Raw genomic sequence first — 20,036 nt, 5'->3', positions numbered from 1 at the left:
GATTTGTGTCTGCCGGTACCGTTCAAAGTCCTGTTTTTTTTACCAAATTGATAAGTTTCCCGGCCTTTTTCAGATATTTATTTCGGATATCACAATCTTGCTTAAGGCTTTATTAATTCGAGCGTGCGTTTGACCAGACCGTTTATATTCTCTGAATTTCATGGGTTGCTAAAAATTATTTAACAATAAATAATTTTCTAAACCGTTTGTTTTAACATATATTTGTAAAAATTTTTTTTTGAATGAAAAGACTGCTTTTATTAATTTGCTTAGTTTTCGGGCTGAGTGCTTTTGCACAATTGGATGCCGACAATCCCTTTAAGCAATCAGAAAACGGCTCCACCGGTGTAGCCGGGAAAGCGGGGACAGGCAACGAAAATGAATATACCGGACCGGAAACTGCAAATAACGAGGGGAATCCGGGAGGTCCACAGCCGATTGATGATTATGTTCCGCTTCTTGTTTTGGCTGGCGTTGGAATCATTGCCTATGTTTCTTATAACAAGCGTTTAAAAGCGACTCATTTAAAATAAATCAGCTTTTCTTTAGATGTACGAACAGTTTACCAAACCGATACTGGATTACAGCATTGCATTAGTAATGTTTCTTTTGCTTAGCCCGGTGATCCTGCTGGTTAGTATTTTGTTGGCAATAAGTCATAGAGGCAACCCTTTTTTCCTGCAGGAAAGACCTGGAAAAGACGGCAAAATATTTCAGATCATCAAGTTCAAAACCATGCGGGATCTGACTGATGTCAACGGCAAACAGCTCTCTGATTATGAAAGACTGACCCTTATGGGAAAGATAGTAAGAAAAACATCACTGGATGAAATACCGCAATTGCTCAATGTGCTGAAGGGTGAAATGAGCCTGGTAGGACCCAGACCACTGCTGCCGGAATATTGGACGCTGTACAGCGAAGAGCAGCGCAGAAGACATGATGTGAAACCCGGCATTACTGGATGGGCACAGATCAATGGCCGGAATGCCCTTTCCTGGGAAGAAAAATTCCGGTATGACCTGGAATATGTGGATAAAATTTCACCCCGAATGGATGCGAAAATTGTGTTGGTGACTTTGGAAAAGGTAGTGAAAAGACATGGAGTAAACGCCAATAATTATATGACGATGGAAGCGTTTAAAGGAAATGTAGCATGATACTATATGGAGCAAGAGGTCAGGCAAAAGTAATCTATGACCTCATCTTATCAAACAATCATCTGTTGGAATATTTGGTAGATGACCATCCGCCTGAAGATTTCCCTCACCATCTTCCGGTGTATCAACCCTCCAAAGAGCTGCTCCAGAATCAGGATGTGATTATTGCCATTGGCGATAATAAGATCAGGGAAAGAATCTACCATCAGATCAGCGGACTTTGCCGTTTCAAGACCCTGCGACACCACAGTGCCTATGTATCGAGGTTCACGGAACTGGGCGAAGGAACGGTCATCATGCCGATGGTGTGCATCAATGCGGAAGTGAAGATTGGGAAACACTGCATCATCAATACGGCATCGGTGATTGAACATGAATGTGTTATTGAAGATTTTGTTCATATTTCTCCAAAAGCATCGCTTGCGGGGAATATTTTGGTCAAAAAAGGGGCACACGTAGGTTTGGGAGCGAATATTATCCAAGGTGTCACGATCGGGGAACATGCAGTGATAGGAGCAGGTGCAGTGGTCCTGGGTGATGTGCCGGATCATGCAGTAGTAGTGGGTAATCCCGCAAAAATTATTAGAATTAATGATGCTGAACAACGATAAAAAAATCTGGCTTTCGTCCCCGCATATGGGTGGATCGGAGTTAAAATACATTCAGCAGGCGTTTGACGAAAACTGGATCGCACCCCTGGGACCCAATGTCCATGGATTTGAACAGGATCTGGAGGATTTTTTACAGTCAGACTGTCATGTGGCCGTACTGAGTTCCGGTACTGCAGCGCTACACCTCGCACTGATCATGATGGGCGTGGAAAAAGGCGATTATGTGGTCTGCCAGTCCCTTACCTTTTCGGCATCCGCCAATCCCATCGTCTACACCGGGGCTATCCCGCTTTTTGTGGACAGTGAAAGAGAGACCTGGAATCTTTGTCCTGTTGCTGTGGAAGAAGCTATTGAATTTGGAATCTCCCGAGGTAAAAAACCCAAAGCCATCATCGCAGTTTCGCTCTATGGGATGCCTTATAAAGTGGAAGAGATCAGAGCAATTTCCAAAAAATACGATATTCCCATCATTGAAGACAGCGCCGAATCGTTGGGAAGTGCATACAAAGATCAGAAATGCGGAACTTTCGGAGATATGGCAGTGATCAGTTTTAACGGAAATAAAATCATCACCACCTCCGGTGGAGGCGCCCTCATCACAAAAGATATAGCATTTAAGAAGAAGGCGGTATTTCTTTCCACGCAGGCAAAAGATGATGCCCCACATTACGAACATACCCATATTGGCTACAATTATCGCATGAGCAATGTGTGTGCAGGAATCGGCAGAGGACAGATGGAAGTCTTGGAAGACCGCATTGCAAAAAGGAGGGCAAACCACCGGTTTTACGTGGATATTTTCAGTGAACTGCCGGAAATCGAAGTACATACCGAACCCCATTCCGATTACTTTTCAAACCACTGGCTCACTGCTATTTGCTTAAAACCCAATTCAAAAGTGAGCACCGAAACAATCCGTATGAATTTTTTGGAACAGAATATCGAAACAAGACCCATCTGGAAACCCATGCATCTACAACCCGTTTTCAGAGATTTGCCTTACTTCGGGGGCAAAGTGGCGCAGGAGTTATTTGAGCAAGGGCTTTGTCTTCCTTCCGGATCCAATTTGACTGAAGAAGACCGTGCCGAAATCGGAAAGGTAATTCACAAACTTTTCCAGATTTCATAAATTATTGAACTTCGTTGTTAATAATTTGTATTTTTGTCATCCTTCGAAATTCACAAAGCGCATGATTAAATTTTATTACCTGGCAGATCTGAACCTAAAAATTAAACTGAAATGAGTCTCCGCAGAAGTATCAGAAAAAAAATGTATGGCGGCGATAATTTCATGAATATATCAGACATCCGCTACCTTCCGAGATGGGTCATTCTGTTGATCGACATCTTGTTTGTCTGTGCAGCAATCACTTTTGGCAAATACCTCATTGAAAAACTCAGTTTTGGGACTGAAAAGATTTTCTATGACGATACACAGATGTACCTGATTATTGCCTCAGTGAGTGTTTTTTTTATGTTTGTTTTCAAAACCTATGCGGGAATCATCAGACATTCCACATTCATTGACCTTTTCAAGCTTTTCCTTTCCACGTTTTGCACTACTGTGGTTTTGGGCGCGGTCAGCTTTTCTTACTATCTGCTCACCGGGAAAAGGATGATTTACATGTCCATTCCGTTTTTGGCCATTTTCTTTGCCACCTCATTTATGATGCTTTTCCTTTTCCGGCTTTTTGTGAAAGAATTTTTTCAGATTGTGAGGGAATTCCGAAGGAGCACATTGAGGAAAAGGATTTTGGTACTTGGAATTGATGAGCAGTCTGTTGCGGTGGCCCGTGCCATAGTGGAGAATCCGACACTGCCATATCATGTGGTGGGATTTCTCACGCAGCGCCATGACTCCCGGCGTGCCAATTTGCTTGGTAAACCTATTTACAGCAAAGAAAAAATCGAGAATAATACCAAGGAAGATCTGATCATAGATGGCGTCTTGTTGGTTAAAGAAATCATGACCAAAGAGGAAATGAACTCCTGGGTCAATTTGTTTCTGGAAAAGGATCTTCAGGTTTTTAAAGCGCCCTTACTCCAAAAAGTCCGCAGTGCTGACATGGGGGGCAGTATTCAGAATCTGCAGATCGAGGACCTGCTTAACCGCAAACCGATCCGGATTGAAAATGAAGAGGTGAGAAAACGCCATTACGGCAAGAATATTCTGATCACTGGGGGAGCAGGCTCTATCGGGAGCGAAATCATGAGACAGGTGGCACAGTTTTCACCCGCCCTGATCGTGGTTGTGGACCAGGCAGAAACTCCCCTCTATGAAGTGGAGCTGGAACTGAGGAGCAAATTCCCGGGAATTCCCTTCAAATTTATTCTGGGCGACATCAGCAACAAACACGCCATTGAACCTATTTTTAAAAAATACGAGTTCTCCATGGTATATCACGCTGCTGCCTACAAACATGTGCCCCTTATTGAGGAAAATCCTAGGGAAGCAGTGCTGGTCAACATTTTAGGCACCAGAAATTTGGCTACGCTTGCCAGCCAGTACAAAGTCAACCGTTTTGTGATGATCTCCACCGACAAGGCGGTAAACCCTACCAATGTGATGGGTGCATCCAAGCGGGTGGCAGAACTTTTCGTGCAGGCACTACAAAATAAAGAGGGCAACACAACAAAATTCATAACTACCCGTTTTGGAAATGTGCTGGGTTCAAACGGTTCGGTCATTCCGCACTTCAAAAAACAGATTGAGGCGGGAGGACCGCTCACCATCACGCATCCGGAAATTGTGAGGTATTTCATGACGATTCCCGAAGCATGCGATCTGGTGCTTCAGGCTGGAACCATGGGGAATGGCGGCGAGATCTTCGTATTTGATATGGGTGAACCGGTGAAGATTTTGGATTTAGCCGTCAGAATGATCAAACTTTCGGGACTGGAACCCCACACCGATATCAAAATCATTTATACAGGACTTCGGCCGGGTGAAAAACTCTATGAGGAACTTCTGAGTGATGGTGCGAAGACCATGCCTACGCCGAATGAAAAGATCATGGTCTCGAAAGACCCGATTATGGATTTTGAAGAAATAGACCAATTCACGAGAGGGATTACCCGAGCCTCGTTAAGACGGGAAAAAATCGAGGTGGTGCAGCTTTTGAAAACCATTGTTCCGGAATTCAAGAGCAACAATTCTATCTATGAAGTTTTGGACTAGCCGTGTAGAATTGTATATTTGCAAGAATTTTTTTAAAATAAAAAATGAATAAAAACTTACTATTAATCACATTTTGCTCACTTTTTTTATTGGCTGCCTGCAAAACGAAGGAGAAAGCCAGCAATCTCAATTACATGCAGAATGCTGAGCAGATCGCCACAGAAGTTGCCTCTCAAAACAAGGTTTCTACAATTCAAATTGGTGACCAGCTGGTGATTATGGTCACGGCAAAGGATATGGCAGTGGTGAAACCTTTTAATCAAAATTTTTCTTCTGGTGATCAGGCTAATTATTCTGCCGGTAATAACAATACCCCTCAACAAGGACAAACCCAGGTTTCTGGACCAACCTATATAGTGGACGCATCTGGCGATATTGACTTTCCGGTTTTGGGTAAACTAAATACTACAGGAAAGACTATCTCGGTCTTCAAAGAAGAACTGAGCGATCGCTTGAAAAATTACATTATTAATCCCACTGTGAGCATACGACTAACCAATTATAAAATAACTGTTCTAGGTGAAGTGAATAAGCCTGGACAATACGTAATTCCTGATGGAAAGGCTACTTTGCTCAATGCTCTCGGATTAGCTGGTGATTTGACGATGTACGGAAAAAGAGATGATATTCTATTGGTCAGAAATGTCAATGGAGAAACCACTAAAACCAGGATTAATTTGCTTGACGCTAATTTTATCAATTCTCCTTACTATGAATTGAAGCAAAACGATGTGATTTATATTTCATCCAATGAAACCAAAGAAAAGACTGCAAGACTTGATCCCAATACCAGTACCTATATTGCGATCGCAGGTACTATAATAGGTTTAGCAGGGATTTTTATTACGATTTTCAAAAAATAAGCGAATATATAAATGGATAAGAGTTTCTCGAAAAAAGAAGACAACAGGAATGATGTTGATATCAATGAAATAATCAAGCCTTATTTGAAAAAATGGTGGTGGTTTATCCTAAGTGTTTTGCTTTGTGTTGCTTATGGTTATTACATCCTTAAGAAATCTCCGGAGATCTATAATGTACAATCCACTATTTTGATCAAAGATGCCAGAAAAGCACCGTCTGTAGAAATGGGCGCACTATCTCAGTTAGGTGGATTCGGGAATTCCGGTGCAAATAGCGTTGAAAATGAAATTGAAATCCTGAAGTCAAAAAAATTAATGGCGGATGTGGTGGACGAGCTTGGATTGCAGGCAAACCTCGTGGAGAAAGTGGGTCTGCGAAAAAACATTCTCTACGGCAAAAGTTCGCCAGTATTAATAAAGGTCATCAATGAAAAAATCGCCCCAAAAAACTTCAAAGGCCCGATCATTTTGAAAGTTTCTGGTGATAAACTGGAATTTACAGGAGAAGGTCTATCAAAACCTATTATTTCGACTTTTACTAAGACAGTAAGCTTACCCTATGCAAATTTGATCTTTTTAAAAAATCCTGAGTTTGACCCACCTAAAGACAGGGAAATCGGCGAGTTGGAAATAGATTATATGTCAAAATCTGATGCTATCAATGCTTTTCAATTCGGAACCAATGTAAGTTTGGTGGATAAAGACGGAACCGTGGTGGCCTTATCAATGAACTACCCTAATGTTGCAAAAGCGAAGGACATTATCAACAAATTAGTAGAGGTTTACAATAGCGATGCTATCACAGACAAAAACGCCGAGTCCAAGAAGACTAGAGATTTTATTGAAGAAAGAGTAGGAATTATCGCAACTGAGCTGGGTGCAGTGGAAGATCAAAAAGAGCAATTTAAAAGAGCAAATAAAATTACTGATATTCCAACTGAGGCACAGGTAAGCTATACGGGTTCCGAGCAAACAAGAGGCAGGTTATTGGAAACAGAAACTCAAATAGCTTTGACAGAAGATTTGCTTAATTATGTGAACAAATTGGGTAATAACCAAACCATGCCTGCTTCTGTAGGATTAGGAAACCCTCTTGCAGCTGCCAGCATAAATGGTTATAACGAACTTGTACTTCAAAGAAATCGATTACTAGAAAGTGCTACTCCACAAAACCCAATTGTCAGTGATCTTAGCAAACAAATTCAAGTGATGCGCGCTTCAGTGGCAGATGCGATCCAAAAACAGCGCGTCTCTCTTCAAGCTATGGCAAATCAAATTCAAGGACAGCAAAATGTTTTTACTACGCGGGTGAGCAAAATTCCGGCGCAGGAAAAATTGTTTCGCAGTATCGAAAGACAGCAACAGATCAAAGAAAGTTTATATCTTTTATTATTACAAAAAAGGGAAGAGGCCGCCATCTCATTGGCAATCACCTCACCGAAAGCCAGAATTATTGATTATGCGTTTTCATCACCAGCACCGGTTGCCCCAAAGAAATCACTTATTATGGGCGTAGCATTTTTAATTGGCCTTCTGATCCCTATGGGGTTGATTTATGTCAAAGAATTATTTAACAATAAAGTTCGATCAAAAGATGACCTGCAAAAATATACCCATGCTCCAATCTTAGGAGAAATTCCTTCATTGCAAAGAGGGTCAAATGAGGTGGTGGAATTGAATGACCTATCGCCGATGGCCGAAGCATTTAGAATTCTCAATACCAATATAGCCTATATGTTACCGAAAAAGAACGGAGGAAAAGTGATTTTCGTGACTTCCACTACGAAAGGCGAAGGGAAAACTTTCGTTTCGGTTAACCTTGCTTTGACGATGGCTACAAGTAAAATAAAAGTCATCATTATTGGTGCTGATATCAGAAATCCACAGCTTCAAAGATTCAATCCAGCCAGAAAAGGTATTGCGGGACTATCTGAATTCCTCCACGATGAAAGTTCCACAGCAGAAAAATACATTCAGCAGTCCATCTTTAATCCGCATCTTGATGTGCTTTATTCTGGAAGTATCCCGCCAAATCCAACGGAATTGCTTTCCAACGGGAGGTACGAGTTACTCATCAATACACTAAGGGAAAAGTATGACTATATTGTGGTGGATACGGCTCCATTGATGTTGGTTACCGATACGTTCCTCACTTCAGAGTTAGCGGATGCAACGGTGTATGTGGTAAGATCTGGGTACACAGAAAATTCCTTAATCGAATTTGGCAACCACCAAATGGAGGAAGAGAAAATCAAAAATCCAGGTTTCGTTTTGAATGATGTGAGCAAAGAGTATTTCGGCTATGGAAATAAATACGGGTATGGTTATGCAGCAGATGACCGTAACTTTTTGCAAAAAATGCGCGACAAGATTTTATTTAGGGCATAAATGCAACGGAGAAAACTGAATTAAAATACGAAGAATGCTTGTTGTTTTGGGAGGAGTAGTGATGAATTTTGATCCAGCGGAAACCACCTGGATAAATCCTGACAAAAGCTTTGCATTCGGAAAGGTAAAGGCTTGTATTCTTTTTCAAATACTTGCAGATTATGATGAGAACGATGTGTTAAGGATGTGTTATGATTTTAACTGAAGTTAATTTTGAGAAAAAAAGCGAGCATATTATTTCTTTTGAAATCGCTCAAAATACCTGTTTATATAGTAAATCTATCCTTAACTGCAAAGTATTTCGGGGTTTCTATTGAGCGGGATTCATGGATTTTGGCCTTTAGCGCAATGATTTTGATAGACACTGCATTATGGGGACCAATCAACGAAACATTCCGTGCGAAATTTATCTTCATCAAAGAAAAAGAGGGTGAAAAGATTGCACTGCGGAAAACGCGGTCACTCCTTTTCTTCGTTATTCTTTTTTCATTTCTGATTTCTTTTGTTATGATGAAGTTTCCGGAGCTTCTTTCTGTGGTTATTGCCCCAAAATATTCAGCAGATGAGCTATCAGTCCTCAATGAAATCATCGTTTATACCACCAGTGTATTGCTGGTAAACCAATTGATGCAAATCGGAATCAGCGTGCTCAATGCCTATGATTCTTTCTACATTCCAGAAATTTCAGGCTTTATCACATCGCTACTTACTTTGGTACTGATTATTTGGCTAGCTCCAATTATCGGTATTTATTCTCTATTAATCGCTTATCTTATTGGAGCTATTATTTTGATTTTGTTTTTAGTATTGCATTTAAGAAAGCAGGGAGTTGCCATTTTTGATGATTTCTTCAATTTCAGATTCAAAGATTTTGAGGAGTTTTTTCTTTTTTCTTTACCAATGTTTGCTCCTTTATTTCTATACCAGATCAATACATTTATCGAAAAAGCCCTTTCATCGACCTTAGGAGTTGGGCTCGTCTCTGTTTTGGATTATGGGAGAAAAATACCAGAGCTGTTTCTTACTGTTTTTGTGAGTATAATTACTGCACTTCTTTTGCCATCACTTTCCAGGCATTACATCCGAGGAGAGATGGAGGAATTTCAAATCTCTTTTACCCATATTTTTAATATCGGAATTTTATTCATGACTTTGCTGATGGGAACCATGTTTGTGGGAGGAGATGTGATCATTCGTTTTTTGTATGATAAAGGACAAATTTCTGATCAAATGCTTGGACAAATCCTGAATTTGTCCCAGTTTTATGTCGTAGCTTTATTGGGTTCTTTTGTTCAGATTATTTTCGGAATCTCCCTGATCGCCACTGATCAAAATAAGTTAATGGGAATTATTGTTGCAGGTGGTCAAGTTCTGATGATTGTGGTGAATTTTGTTTTCCTGAACCATTTAGAGATCTATGTTTTTCCCGCTTCGCTTTTTGTCATCAATTTGATCATTGGGATAGTAATTTATAGAATCATAAAGTTTGAAAAGATTTTGATTGGAAAATCATTCCTGAAATACTCTTTATTTTTTCTGCTTAATGTTGCTGTGGCGTATTTCATCGGTAGCAAAATGTTTTTATTAGAAAATAAATTGCTTAATTCAATTTTGCTATATTTAATCTTTATTACGGTTTTGATCGGGGAGTTATTTATTTTTAAAATTGAAGAAAGAAAAGTGCTTGTTCAGGGGATATCATATATAAAAAAAAATCAAAAATCATAAAATTAAAAGATTTTAAATATGGAAAACACTTTCGAGATTTTCAGTAAGAATTATGAGGATAAACCTGATGTCTACTATGGTAACACACGGCCTGAAGTGGAGGAGCTCATCCCTGTTCACTGTAAAACTTTTCTAGATGTAGGCTGTAGTGACGGATCATTTGGGGCGCATTTGAAATCTAAGCGACATGATGCAGTGGTTTGGGGAATAGAACCGCATGAACGCTTTGCAAAAAAAGCGGAATCTGTTCTTGACAGGTCAATTAACAGTTTCTACACTGCGGAATTGCCGGAAATTCAGAATAAAACTTTCGACTGCATTTCATTCAATGATGTACTGGAACACCTTTTTGATCCTAAACAAGCCTTAGAAATATCTAAGAATTTTCTCTCCGACGATGGTGTTGTGGTAGCATCCATCCCAAGTGTTTTGTTTTTCCATGTTTTTTTTGAACAGATTATTCTGAAAAAGGAATGGCAATATACCGACGGAGGAACTTTGGATGAGACCCACGTACGGTTTTTCACTAGGAAAAGTATCCAAAGATTGTTTGAAGAAACAGGCTATGAAATCATTAAACTGGTTGGTATCAATAAAACGCGCAGTAAGAAATTCCTGCTTCTGAATCTTGCTACATTCGGTTATTTTAATGATTGGAAATTCATGCAGTTTGCAGTGGTGGCAAAAAAGAAAAAATAGATGGAAGTTTCAATTATTATCGTTAATTTCAAAACTCCACAGCTCACAAAGAATTGTATTGATTCCATAAAGAAGTTTACCAGCGGAATTGATTATGAGATTATTTTGGTCGATAATAATTCAGGAGATGGCTCTGAAGAAATTTTTAAGAAAATCGAAGACATAACCTATATACAGGCGACTGAAAATTTAGGTTTTGGCAGAGCTAATAATTTGGGATTGAAATCAGCCGCCGGCGAGTTAATATTATTCCTGAATTCGGACACGGTACTCTTGGAGAACTCTGTAAAGAAAATGTTTGATTTTTTTCGGCATCATGAAGATAAGTTAGGAATTGGGAGTTTAGGATTAACGCTCATTGACCGTAATAAAGAAATGATTCATTCCGCCGGAGATTTGCCAACTGCAGTAAATTTGCTAAGTTCGTACTTTCAAAACTTTTTTATAAAGGATTTTCACAAGAGAAAAAACGTAAAAGAAGTGTCTGAATATCGATCCGAAATAGCAGAAGTAGGTTATGTGACCGGAGCAGATTTAATGGTGCGAAAAGAGGTCTTTGAATCCATTGAAAATTTTGATCCAGATTTTTTCATGTATTACGAAGACGCTTTAGTCGGTCACCGATTAAGACAAATTGGCAAAAAGAATTATATCTGCAATTGCTCGCAAATTGTGCATCTGGAAGGAGAAAGCTTTAAGACGCCAAATCTCACGAAAAGGATTATGGTTGAAAAAAGTATGTTTATTTATGTGAAGAAAACCTCCGGAAAATTTGGTTATTTTCTCTTTAGAATGATTTTTATGTTGATAAATTTCCCCATTTTGATTTTGAAATTTTGGAGAACAGGTTCATGGCGATATTTGAAGCATTTGATTAGTTTTTGAAGAAATCTGTTTTTGTTGTATATGTTGAAATATGAAATTTAAATTAGGAAGAAAGTCATATCTGTTGCTGACAATTGGCGGTTGGTTCATATTTATAGGATTCGCGATTTGGAAGATTGACGAAGTGAAAACCCGTCCCATTATTCCGGAATTAATCGTCAGTGCATTTCTAGTTCAGTTATCGGTGATGAACTTCATCCGGAATTGGTATAAGAGGCAGCGGCCAACATTGCTCGATTGGTTTCGTCTATCCACGTTCCTGGCGGTGGTTTATTCATATTTTAAATTAATTGACAAGTTTGATGGCAAGATTGAGTGGGCATACGGAAGCCAATATTTCGACAGGTTTTATATTTTGCCTTCGCTATTGGTGGTTTTATGTGGTTTGTCAACTCTTTTTATTTCCGAGAATATTCTTCGATTTATCATAAAAAAGCGAGAAAGTATTAGGAATTTTTCTAATACAACATACGAAATTAGGAGCAAAACAGTTTTTTACCCGATCGTATTTATTGTTCTTGGGATTCAGGCTTATTTATTAATTTCTGGAAAGGTCGGTTACGGTGCAGAAGCCGAAGATGCTACCGGAGCTTTTTCATTTGTACAACAGATATTCTTGAGTTTGTCGACGTTTATTTTTTCTGCATTGACCATTTATAAATATTCTATGAATGAAAAAAATAGGACGTTGAACTTTACTTTTTATTTCTATTTTGCGTGTCAAATTATACTTGGTTTACTGTCGGGAATGAAAGGGAATGTTATTTATACCTTTGTTATAGTACTAATTCCTTTTCTCTTTAGCGGAAGAATTGTTCCCAAAAAATATGTTATCATGGCAATTATTCCTGCGCTTTTACTTTATCCTTTGATGGATAATTACAGGGATACCTTGCGAGATTTTCCAAAGCTGTCCAAAGAAAAATCATTTGGATTGGCACTTGGAAAAACTTTCGGAACGGAGCTTACAAGTAATATTTCTGCCGGCGGAGATAAATACTCCAGTAGAATGGAAATGTTTCCCGCATTACTTACCTCCATTGAGCTAGAACCCAAATGGAAGGAATATAAAGATATGACCAGATATATCTACATTCCAGTATCTTTTTTTCCCAGGGTCATAATTCCTGGCAAACCAATAGCAGATACCGGAGAGAAGTTAAATTATATGATTTCAGGATTAACGGGTAGCTCTCAAACTCCAACAACTTTTGGATGGGCTTATCTGGAAGGCGGGTACACGTATGTTGTTCTCTCTTTTCTTATTTTCTCGCTCTTCATTTGCTTTCTTGAATTCAAAATTGGGTCAGATAGCCTTTTAGGACTATTAATATATATCAGTTTGATTATTACTTTGTTTGTCGTGGAACATGATATTTATTTTATAATAAGCAAAATTTTGCAGAACCTGGTCGTTTATTATTTTTTTTATAAATTGCTGTTCCGGGAAAAGCCAAAAGTGAATACCTAAAATTATGAAATCAATACTATTATTGTTCATTGCGATACCTTTTGTAGGACTAGCACAAAATTCAGATGTAATAAGCGTCACAGACCGAAATTCAAAAGAATCTGTAAGCTTTCGAAAGGTAACTACTTCTGATGAAGGCAAAATGATTGATGATCAGCAGGTGGACGATGTAATCTATAAAAAAATCAATAACAATTTTTATAAGCGGGTTATCCCACAAAATATTATTAACGTGACTTGGTTTGGTAATACTTCAGACGCCATTCAAAAGGCAGTAGATTTTGCTTCAGTTAACCTTGGGCCATGGAGAAGGGCAAAATATTCAATTTACCTTCCCGAGGGAACTTATGTCATCGATAAACCTATAAAAATCACGAATGTAGAAGGAATACACATCTACGGTGGAGGTATTGGGACTTTGTTGGAAATCAAAGAAAATACAAAGATTTCGTCGGTTTTTGAGCTAAATGGTACAGCATATGGGGTTTATGAAAACTTCTATTTCGGTGGTGCACCAGGTTCTTCCTGTGATAATTTTATTTACATTTATTGGGGAGATAAGAAAAGCGATGTGCAACCGGTGGGTTATCCGAAAAGAAGTTCAACACAAAATTCTTTTACCAATATTCGCAATATTTCTGGTCGATTTAAAGATGCAGTCCGAATTGACGGACATAATCAAAATGATATGTCAATGTGGTACAACTGCTCGTTTAACGGTAACTGGACTCCTAAGGAAACGGATTTTTTTCGGTCAGCATTTAATCTTGGAGATGGAAAAGCTGGAAACAACCTGATTCACAATTTTCAAAATTCCTACATCGTTGGTGTAAAGAATGCGTTTATTTTCGGAGGAGTAGGCGGCTCAATTACAGGAGGTGGCGCATCAAATGTTGATACCTATATTGTTCGAAATAATCCGAATGAAACATTGCTCGTTTCCGGGGTCAGATTGGAAGGAACAAGCAGGATTTATCGAAACGAGGGGTATCTCAATGGAATTCATGAATATCCGGATAATGTGACATTCCAAAACCTATGGTATTCTGCATCGGGTTCCCAATATGATTATTTCGATTCAGCTGCAGATGGAATCTTGATTTTTCATGGCGGCGGTACTTTAAACATCATCGGAAGTACCTTTACCTATTTTCCTAAAGATAAGAAAATGCGGATTAAGCTTTCCGGTGCCATGAACAATAATTTTCACAATGCCTTAAATATTATTGGTAGCAATATTCCGGAGAAATTCGAAAATCTCTTTATTGTCGATTTATGGGCTCGCGCCTCTGTAAATGTTATAGGAAGCAATGAGACTGCGGATGGTGGAATGAAGATGGGCAATCATGTACACCAGTGGATGAAGGACTTTAATTACAAATCTACATTTCTGCCAATCAAGTAATGATTATTCTTCTTTTTGCCTTATTGGCATTTTCTTTTCTTTTGGAAGCATTCAATTTTAAGTTTAAAAATTGGTGCTTTGCGTTTTTGCTGATCTTGCTTATCACCGTTGAAGCTATTAAAAACCATAGTGGAATTGATTTCACGTACGGATACGATCATTATTACGCCGCAATGCAGGGCGATACCGACAGCAGTTACGAGTATGTCTATAAATTAATGGTGAATTTTTTTTCTGCTTTGAAATTGCCTTATCCCGGATTTTTGCTGATTTATTTTTCACTGGTTTATCTGCTTTATTATCTGGCTTTGTCCAAATTCACCGAATACAAAAATACCGCGCTTTTATTCTTATTCTGCATCACGATCGGACTGATGGGCAGCAATAGACAAATTTTGGCACTCTCGATTGGAATGTTCGCATCTGCCTATTTTCTTCCGCGGCAAAAAATCTATTTTGCTCTGTCTATTCTACTGGCCATTTTCATCCATCAGTCTGCATTTTTTCTTCTGCCATTTATATTATTGAACAAACGGGTTGACCTCAAAATTTATAGTTATTTATTGGTTTTTGCATTTTTCATGCAAATTTTCCATTTCAGCAAACCGGTGCTCAATTTTCTTATATTCAATTTTGCCCCGAACATCACAACAAAGAAAGCCATCATTTACGATGCAATTCCTAGCAGCGAATTTTCAGTCGTTGGGTTTTCGCTCGGTGTGGTCAGAAGATTACTTCCGCTCATCTTGATGTTGGTTTTTGAAAAAGAATTGAGGTCAAATCTAAAGTTTGATTTCGTGTTCAATGTTCTTTTCTTGTCGTTGTTCACCTACATTCTGATGTATCAGGACCTGGAGTACATCGCCTCCAGGATTGGCGTGTATTATCTCGTGTTTGAGGCGGTGCTTTATTCCTGGTTTGTTCCGATCATCATGCGCCACAAAAAGAAATATTTATTGATTTCTCTCTATTTATTTTTTTGTGGTTTTCTTATTTATAAAAACACCCATTATTTCCCTGAACTTTTCTTTCCATTTAGAACACTTTATTTTACTTTTTAATGAAGATTCACTATCTTTTCAGACAGTTTCATGCACATCAAATCAGTATCGAAAAAGTTTTCGATACCATTTCGCAGCAGATGAAAATAGAGGGAATAGAGGGTAGGAAAATAGCAAATCCCTACCCATTTACAATTTTCGGATTACTCTGTGCAATTCTTTTTTTTAGGAAGAATCAAGCAGATATCAATCATGTCACTGGAGATATTCACTGGTCAGTTTTGGGTCTAGATCCTAAAAGAACGGTGCTGACTATCCACGATTTGGTTGGATTGCGCTATTTGAGCGGTATCAGAAAGAAAATTTATTATTTTCTATGGTTTTATTTTCCTGTCAAAAAATCAAGGTATATCACCGTGGTTTCTGAAAAAACCAAAAATGAAATTATTGAATTGCTTCCGGATGCCGCACAGAAAATCACCGTGATTCCTAATCCACTGACCAGCGAAGTGGCTCCGTTAATCCTTGAAAAAGACAACCTTAAACCCCATGTATTAGTTGTGGGTACAAGAGCAAACAAGAATGTGGACAGAATTATTGAGGCGATTGCCAACCTAGATATTTCTCTGACCATCGTGGGTGAACTTTCAGATAATCAAAAGAACGAATTGGCCAGAAGAAAAATAAGATACGAGAACCAAGTCCAAATTTCCGATCAAGTTCTGAATGAATGCTATGATCAGGCGGATATTTTATGCTTTCCATCATTATATGAAGGATTTGGATTGCCAATTCTCGAAGCGCAAGCACATAATTGCGCAGTAATCACTTCCAATATTTCCCCAATGAGGGAACTGGCTTCTGATTCTGCTCTGCTGGTAAATCCAGAATCTTCTGCCCAAATCAAGGAAGCTGTTGAAAAAATTATTAAAAATCCTGAATTGAAAAAGAAATTGATTTTGCAAGGTAGAGAAAATATTAAAAAATACAGTATGGAAAATATTACCAAGCAATATATCCAATTATACCATAAAATAGTGAAAGAAAATGATCCTAATTGACGCGCTATATGTCAATGGTGGCGGAGGAAAAGTACTGCTCGATTATTTGATTACCGAGTTGGGAAGTCGGGATGTTGAGGTTCTGATTCTTATGGATAAAAGAATAGAGAGCGACCCATTTTATGCCGGGTTGAAAAATAGAGTGATCTTCATGGAAGCGGGTTTGAGAAATAGGAAAGAATTTTATAAAGCCCGTGAAAATGAGTTTAATGCTGTTCTTTGTTTCGGCAATCTGCCGCCTTTACGGAAGATGAATGCTAAAGTTTATACTTATTTTCATCAGCTGCTTTATTTGAAAATACCGGAAAATTTTTCACTGAAAAACAAATTTCTCTATAATTTAAAGGCTTTGATTTTAAGGACTTTGAGGAAGAATACCGATTTCTGGCTAGTTCAATCTGATTTGATAAAGAGCCAGTTTCAAAAGAAATACAAAGTTTCAAATGTGAAGGTGTTGCCATTTTATCCTCCTTTAAAAAATGAGGGAGAAACAATAAGAATTAAAAACGCCTATCTCTACGTAAGCAATGCAACACCTCACAAAAACCATAAAAACCTGATCGACGCATTCTGTCAATTTTTCGACCAAAAACAAACAGGAAAGCTGATCTTGACGGTTTCTGAAAATTATCCTGAAACTGTGGAACTCATTAACCAGAAAATCGGGCAGGGATATCCCATTGAAAATATTGGTTTTGTAAATAGAGATCAACTGGCAAAAGTTTATCGGAGTGCTGAATTTTTGATCTTTCCTTCCTTGGCAGAAAGCTTCGGTTTGGGTTTAGTAGAAGCAATAAACCTTGGCTGTAGGGTGATCGCGGCCGATCTTCCTTATACCCATGCAGTTTGTGAACCAAGCTTAACCTTTAATCCGCTCCAAGTGGAATCCATCGTTGAGGCATTATTATTATCTTTGCACAAAGACGTGAAACCTGCCGTAAATAAGGTTCCAAATCAAATAGATGAATTAATAGCGTTATTACAATAATATGCAAATAAAAGATAAAACCCTCCTCATCACCGGTGGAACCGGATCTTTCGGTACTGCTGTGCTCAACCGTTTCTTACATACAGACCATTTCAGGGAAATCCGAATCTTTTCCCGGGATGAAAAGAAACAGGATGACATGAGAAACCTCTACAAAAATGATAAAATAAAATACTATATTGGCGATGTGCGGGATTACAACGGAGTGGAACCCGCCACAAGAGGAGTAGATTATATTTTTCATGCAGCAGCTTTAAAACAGGTGCCGTCATGTGAATTTTTTCCAATGCAGGCCGTGAAAACCAATGTGGAGGGAACCTCAAACGTCATCCGTGCAGCAGGAACCAACAAAGTGAAAAAAGTGATCTGCCTGAGCACAGATAAAGCAGCTTATCCGATCAATGCCATGGGAATCTCTAAAGCAATGATGGAAAAAGTAGCGGTTGCAGAATCCCGAAATCTTACTGATACCGTGGTTTGTTTAACTCGTTACGGAAATGTAATGGCATCTCGCGGTTCTGTAATTCCTTTGTTTTTAAGTCAAATCCAAAAAGGAGAACCCATTACCATCACCGATCCTCAGATGTCGAGATTTTTTATGTCTTTGGAAGATGCGGTAGATTTGGTTTTATTTGCATTTGAAAATGGAAATCCGGGGGACTTATTCGTGAACAAAGCTCCCGCAGGAAGTATAGGGGATTTGGCGCAGGCTTTAATTGAGCTGACCGGCAAAGAAGTTCCGATCAAGATTATTGGAACCCGCCATGGTGAAAAATTATATGAAACTCTTTGTACAAGGGAGGAAATGCTGAATGCAGAAGATATGGGCCAATTCTACAGAATTCCGGCGGATAACCGTGATTTAAATTATGCCAAATATTTTTCAGAAGGAACCGAGGATATCTCCAAAGTGGAAGATTATCATTCACACAACACGCATCAGCAGGGAGTGGAAGGCCTGAAAAAACTTATTTCCAAACTGCCTCTGATCAGAAAAGAAATTTTTGGGGAAGACGTGTTGCAATATCCATATTAAGATAGTCGAGCATAAAAACTATGGGTATGTTGCTGAATGGCAGTTTCCACCAGGACGAAAGAGGCATTATTACTTTTAATAATGATTTTAATCCTTCGGAGGTCAAAAGGATTTATACGATTGAAAACTTTTCAACAGATTTCGTCCGGGGTTGGCAAGGACATCAGATAGAGCAGCGTTGGTTCGCATGTGTTGCCGGTGAATTTGAGATTTCTGTGATAAAGATCGATGATTTTGAGAATCCTTCAAAAGATTTAATGATCTTGAAATATATTTTGCAGGATAAAGCGCTAACTTTCCTGCATGTTCCTGCTGGTTGCGTCACCGCAATCCAGGCAAAGAAAGACGACAGCAAACTTTTGGTTTTAGCAGATTATGGTTTCGGAGAAATTCAGGATGAATACCGTTTCCCATTGGATTACTTTAAAAATAACTTATGATAAAAATAGGAATTACCGGGCAGAATGGATTTGTTGGCTCAAGTCTGTATAACACCTTGGGTCTGTTTCCAGAGGAATTTCAAAGGATTGATTTCCATAAAGAATTTTTTGAAAATTCCGGTCAAATGGATGATTTCGTGAAGCAGTGTGATGTCATTGTACACCTGGCTGCCATGAACCGTCATCCGGATCCCGAAGTGATTTATGAAAACAATATGGGTCTGGTTAAAAAATTGACCGATTCATTGGAAAGAACCGGTTCAACGGCACATGTTCTTTTCTCTTCCTCTTCACAGGAAGAACGGGATAACCTTTATGGAAAATCCAAGAAAGAAGGCAGGGAATTATTGGCAAAATGGGCAAAAAGCAATGGCGGAAAATTTGGCGGAATGATTATTCCCAATGTTTTCGGTCCATTCGGGCAACCCAATTATAATTCTTTCATCGCTACTTTTTGCCATAAACTGACTCACGGAGAAAATCCTGTGATTGACCATGATGGAGAAGTGAAGCTGATTTATGTGGGAGACCTGGTTCAGGAAATAATCAGGCAAATCAGAACTGGCGAAACCAATGAAGAATATTCGGTTCCTCACAAAATAACCATAAAAGTATCCGAAGTCCTTTCAAAACTGGAGAACTTCAAAAAACTCTATTTCGATGGAGGCGAAATCCCGGAACTGAAAACTGATTTTGATTACCAGCTGTTCAACACGTTCAGATGTTATTTTGACTTAAAAAATCATTATCCCGTTAAATTCACCCAGCACACCGATCCGCGTGGAGCTTTTGTGGAAGTGATCCGTTTGGGAATTGGCGGGCAATGTTCTTTCTCCACCACCGTTCCGGGAATTACCCGGGGAAATCATTTCCATACCAGAAAAATTGAAAGATTTGCAGTAATCAAAGGAAAAGCGCTGATTCAGCTCAGAAAAATAGATACCGATGAAGTTCTTGATTATTATCTTGATGGAGCCGAACCGGCTTATGTAGATATGCCAATCTGGTACACCCACAATATCAAAAATATCGGCGAAGAGGATCTGTACACCATTTTTTGGATCAATGAGCCCTACAATCCTGAAGATGCAGATACTTATTTTGTAGAAGTTTAAATCTTAGAG

Annotated in this window: 19 protein-coding genes; all 19 read left to right on the top strand. The window is 38.8% G+C overall.

The features are described from left to right. Positions 1-242: 242 nt before the first annotated feature. Positions 243-533 carry a hypothetical protein gene (locus L0951_RS01835; RefSeq protein WP_234109113.1) on the top strand — a complete coding sequence of 97 codons (291 nt, stop codon included), beginning with the start codon at positions 243-245 and terminating at the stop codon, positions 531-533. 16 nt (positions 534-549) lie between these two features. Continuing rightward, the gene (locus L0951_RS01830) at positions 550-1,158 is read left to right on the top strand and encodes a sugar transferase (protein ID WP_048499521.1); all 609 of its coding nucleotides are present in this window, start codon (positions 550-552) and stop codon (positions 1,156-1,158) included. Further along, positions 1,155-1,769, top strand: a complete 615-nt coding sequence (locus tag L0951_RS01825; RefSeq protein WP_234109110.1) for an acetyltransferase — start codon at positions 1,155-1,157, stop codon at positions 1,767-1,769. Before L0951_RS01830 ends, L0951_RS01825 begins: the two co-directional genes overlap by 4 nt. Further along, positions 1,750-2,898, top strand: a complete 1,149-nt coding sequence (locus L0951_RS01820; RefSeq protein ID WP_410685751.1) for a DegT/DnrJ/EryC1/StrS family aminotransferase — start codon at positions 1,750-1,752, stop codon at positions 2,896-2,898. Before L0951_RS01825 ends, L0951_RS01820 begins: the two co-directional genes overlap by 20 nt. Before the next feature lie 111 nt (positions 2,899-3,009). Next, positions 3,010-4,947: a polysaccharide biosynthesis protein gene (locus L0951_RS01815; protein WP_234109108.1), complete on the top strand. Its 1,938-nt coding sequence runs from the start codon at positions 3,010-3,012 to the stop codon at positions 4,945-4,947. 44 nt (positions 4,948-4,991) lie between these two features. Further along, positions 4,992-5,810 carry a polysaccharide biosynthesis/export family protein gene (locus L0951_RS01810; RefSeq protein WP_234109106.1) on the top strand — a complete coding sequence of 273 codons (819 nt, stop codon included), beginning with the start codon at positions 4,992-4,994 and terminating at the stop codon, positions 5,808-5,810. A 12-nt stretch (positions 5,811-5,822) separates the two neighbouring features. After that, positions 5,823-8,198, top strand: coding sequence for a GumC family protein (locus L0951_RS01805; protein ID WP_234109104.1), 2,376 nt, complete (start codon positions 5,823-5,825; stop codon positions 8,196-8,198). Positions 8,199-8,232: 34 nt separating this feature from the next. After that, positions 8,233-8,403: a hypothetical protein gene (locus L0951_RS01800; protein WP_234109100.1), complete on the top strand. Its 171-nt coding sequence runs from the start codon at positions 8,233-8,235 to the stop codon at positions 8,401-8,403. 38 nt (positions 8,404-8,441) lie between these two features. Continuing rightward, complete coding sequence (locus tag L0951_RS01795; protein WP_234109099.1) at positions 8,442-9,926, top strand: lipid II flippase MurJ; 1,485 nt, start codon at positions 8,442-8,444, stop codon at positions 9,924-9,926. Between the two features lie 18 nt (positions 9,927-9,944). After that, on the top strand, positions 9,945-10,625 hold the full coding sequence (locus L0951_RS01790; protein WP_234109091.1) for a class I SAM-dependent methyltransferase: 681 nt from the start codon (positions 9,945-9,947) through the stop codon (positions 10,623-10,625). Further along, on the top strand, positions 10,626-11,510 hold the full coding sequence (locus tag L0951_RS01785; protein ID WP_234109089.1) for a glycosyltransferase family 2 protein: 885 nt from the start codon (positions 10,626-10,628) through the stop codon (positions 11,508-11,510). 31 nt (positions 11,511-11,541) lie between these two features. Then, on the top strand, positions 11,542-12,981 hold the full coding sequence (locus L0951_RS01780) for a hypothetical protein (RefSeq protein WP_234109087.1): 1,440 nt from the start codon (positions 11,542-11,544) through the stop codon (positions 12,979-12,981). 4 nt (positions 12,982-12,985) lie between these two features. After that, positions 12,986-14,386: a glycoside hydrolase family 55 protein gene (locus L0951_RS01775; protein ID WP_234109085.1), complete on the top strand. Its 1,401-nt coding sequence runs from the start codon at positions 12,986-12,988 to the stop codon at positions 14,384-14,386. Then, the gene (locus L0951_RS01770; RefSeq protein WP_234109084.1) at positions 14,386-15,447 is read left to right on the top strand and encodes an EpsG family protein; all 1,062 of its coding nucleotides are present in this window, start codon (positions 14,386-14,388) and stop codon (positions 15,445-15,447) included. The genes L0951_RS01775 and L0951_RS01770 overlap by 1 nt, the downstream gene beginning before the upstream one ends. Then, positions 15,447-16,448, top strand: a complete 1,002-nt coding sequence (locus L0951_RS01765; RefSeq protein ID WP_234109082.1) for a glycosyltransferase family 4 protein — start codon at positions 15,447-15,449, stop codon at positions 16,446-16,448. Before L0951_RS01770 ends, L0951_RS01765 begins: the two co-directional genes overlap by 1 nt. Beyond that, on the top strand, positions 16,435-17,436 hold the full coding sequence (locus tag L0951_RS01760; protein ID WP_234109080.1) for a glycosyltransferase: 1,002 nt from the start codon (positions 16,435-16,437) through the stop codon (positions 17,434-17,436). Before L0951_RS01765 ends, L0951_RS01760 begins: the two co-directional genes overlap by 14 nt. Position 17,437: 1 nt before the next feature. Beyond that, complete coding sequence (locus L0951_RS01755) at positions 17,438-18,472, top strand: polysaccharide biosynthesis protein (RefSeq protein WP_234109077.1); 1,035 nt, start codon at positions 17,438-17,440, stop codon at positions 18,470-18,472. 26 nt (positions 18,473-18,498) lie between these two features. Then, positions 18,499-18,912 (top strand): WxcM-like domain-containing protein, encoded by a 414-nt coding sequence (locus tag L0951_RS01750; RefSeq protein WP_234109075.1) that lies wholly within the window; start codon positions 18,499-18,501, stop codon positions 18,910-18,912. Then, positions 18,909-20,027 carry an NAD-dependent epimerase/dehydratase family protein gene (locus L0951_RS01745; protein ID WP_234109073.1) on the top strand — a complete coding sequence of 373 codons (1,119 nt, stop codon included), beginning with the start codon at positions 18,909-18,911 and terminating at the stop codon, positions 20,025-20,027. Before L0951_RS01750 ends, L0951_RS01745 begins: the two co-directional genes overlap by 4 nt. Positions 20,028-20,036: the final 9 nt, after the last annotated feature.

Origin of the sequence: Chryseobacterium sp. R2A-55 (assembly GCF_021401085.1) — a bacterium.
Taxonomy (GTDB): Bacteria; Bacteroidota; Bacteroidia; order Flavobacteriales; family Weeksellaceae; genus Kaistella.
Note: the sequence above shows the minus strand (reverse complement) of the source record. Positions and strands in the feature narration are given on the sequence as shown.

What these genes read in the sequence shown, in the direction of transcription:
- L0951_RS01835 (WP_234109113.1), top strand. Translation starts at nt 243, where the DNA reads ATGAAAAGACTGCTTTTATTAATTTGCTTAGTTTTCGGGCTGAGTGCT.
- L0951_RS01830 (WP_048499521.1), top strand. Translation starts at nt 550, where the DNA reads ATGTACGAACAGTTTACCAAACCGATACTGGATTACAGCATTGCATTA.
- L0951_RS01825 (WP_234109110.1), top strand. Translation starts at nt 1,155, where the DNA reads ATGATACTATATGGAGCAAGAGGTCAGGCAAAAGTAATCTATGACCTC.
- L0951_RS01820 (WP_410685751.1), top strand. Translation starts at nt 1,750, where the DNA reads ATGATGCTGAACAACGATAAAAAAATCTGGCTTTCGTCCCCGCATATG.
- L0951_RS01815 (WP_234109108.1), top strand. Translation starts at nt 3,010, where the DNA reads ATGAGTCTCCGCAGAAGTATCAGAAAAAAAATGTATGGCGGCGATAAT.
- L0951_RS01810 (WP_234109106.1), top strand. Translation starts at nt 4,992, where the DNA reads ATGAATAAAAACTTACTATTAATCACATTTTGCTCACTTTTTTTATTG.
- L0951_RS01805 (WP_234109104.1), top strand. Translation starts at nt 5,823, where the DNA reads ATGGATAAGAGTTTCTCGAAAAAAGAAGACAACAGGAATGATGTTGAT.
- L0951_RS01800 (WP_234109100.1), top strand. Translation starts at nt 8,233, where the DNA reads ATGCTTGTTGTTTTGGGAGGAGTAGTGATGAATTTTGATCCAGCGGAA.
- L0951_RS01790 (WP_234109091.1), top strand. Translation starts at nt 9,945, where the DNA reads ATGGAAAACACTTTCGAGATTTTCAGTAAGAATTATGAGGATAAACCT.
- L0951_RS01785 (WP_234109089.1), top strand. Translation starts at nt 10,626, where the DNA reads ATGGAAGTTTCAATTATTATCGTTAATTTCAAAACTCCACAGCTCACA.
- L0951_RS01780 (WP_234109087.1), top strand. Translation starts at nt 11,542, where the DNA reads ATGAAATTTAAATTAGGAAGAAAGTCATATCTGTTGCTGACAATTGGC.
- L0951_RS01775 (WP_234109085.1), top strand. Translation starts at nt 12,986, where the DNA reads ATGAAATCAATACTATTATTGTTCATTGCGATACCTTTTGTAGGACTA.
- L0951_RS01770 (WP_234109084.1), top strand. Translation starts at nt 14,386, where the DNA reads ATGATTATTCTTCTTTTTGCCTTATTGGCATTTTCTTTTCTTTTGGAA.
- L0951_RS01765 (WP_234109082.1), top strand. Translation starts at nt 15,447, where the DNA reads ATGAAGATTCACTATCTTTTCAGACAGTTTCATGCACATCAAATCAGT.
- L0951_RS01760 (WP_234109080.1), top strand. Translation starts at nt 16,435, where the DNA reads ATGATCCTAATTGACGCGCTATATGTCAATGGTGGCGGAGGAAAAGTA.
- L0951_RS01755 (WP_234109077.1), top strand. Translation starts at nt 17,438, where the DNA reads ATGCAAATAAAAGATAAAACCCTCCTCATCACCGGTGGAACCGGATCT.
- L0951_RS01750 (WP_234109075.1), top strand. Translation starts at nt 18,499, where the DNA reads ATGTTGCTGAATGGCAGTTTCCACCAGGACGAAAGAGGCATTATTACT.
- L0951_RS01745 (WP_234109073.1), top strand. Translation starts at nt 18,909, where the DNA reads ATGATAAAAATAGGAATTACCGGGCAGAATGGATTTGTTGGCTCAAGT.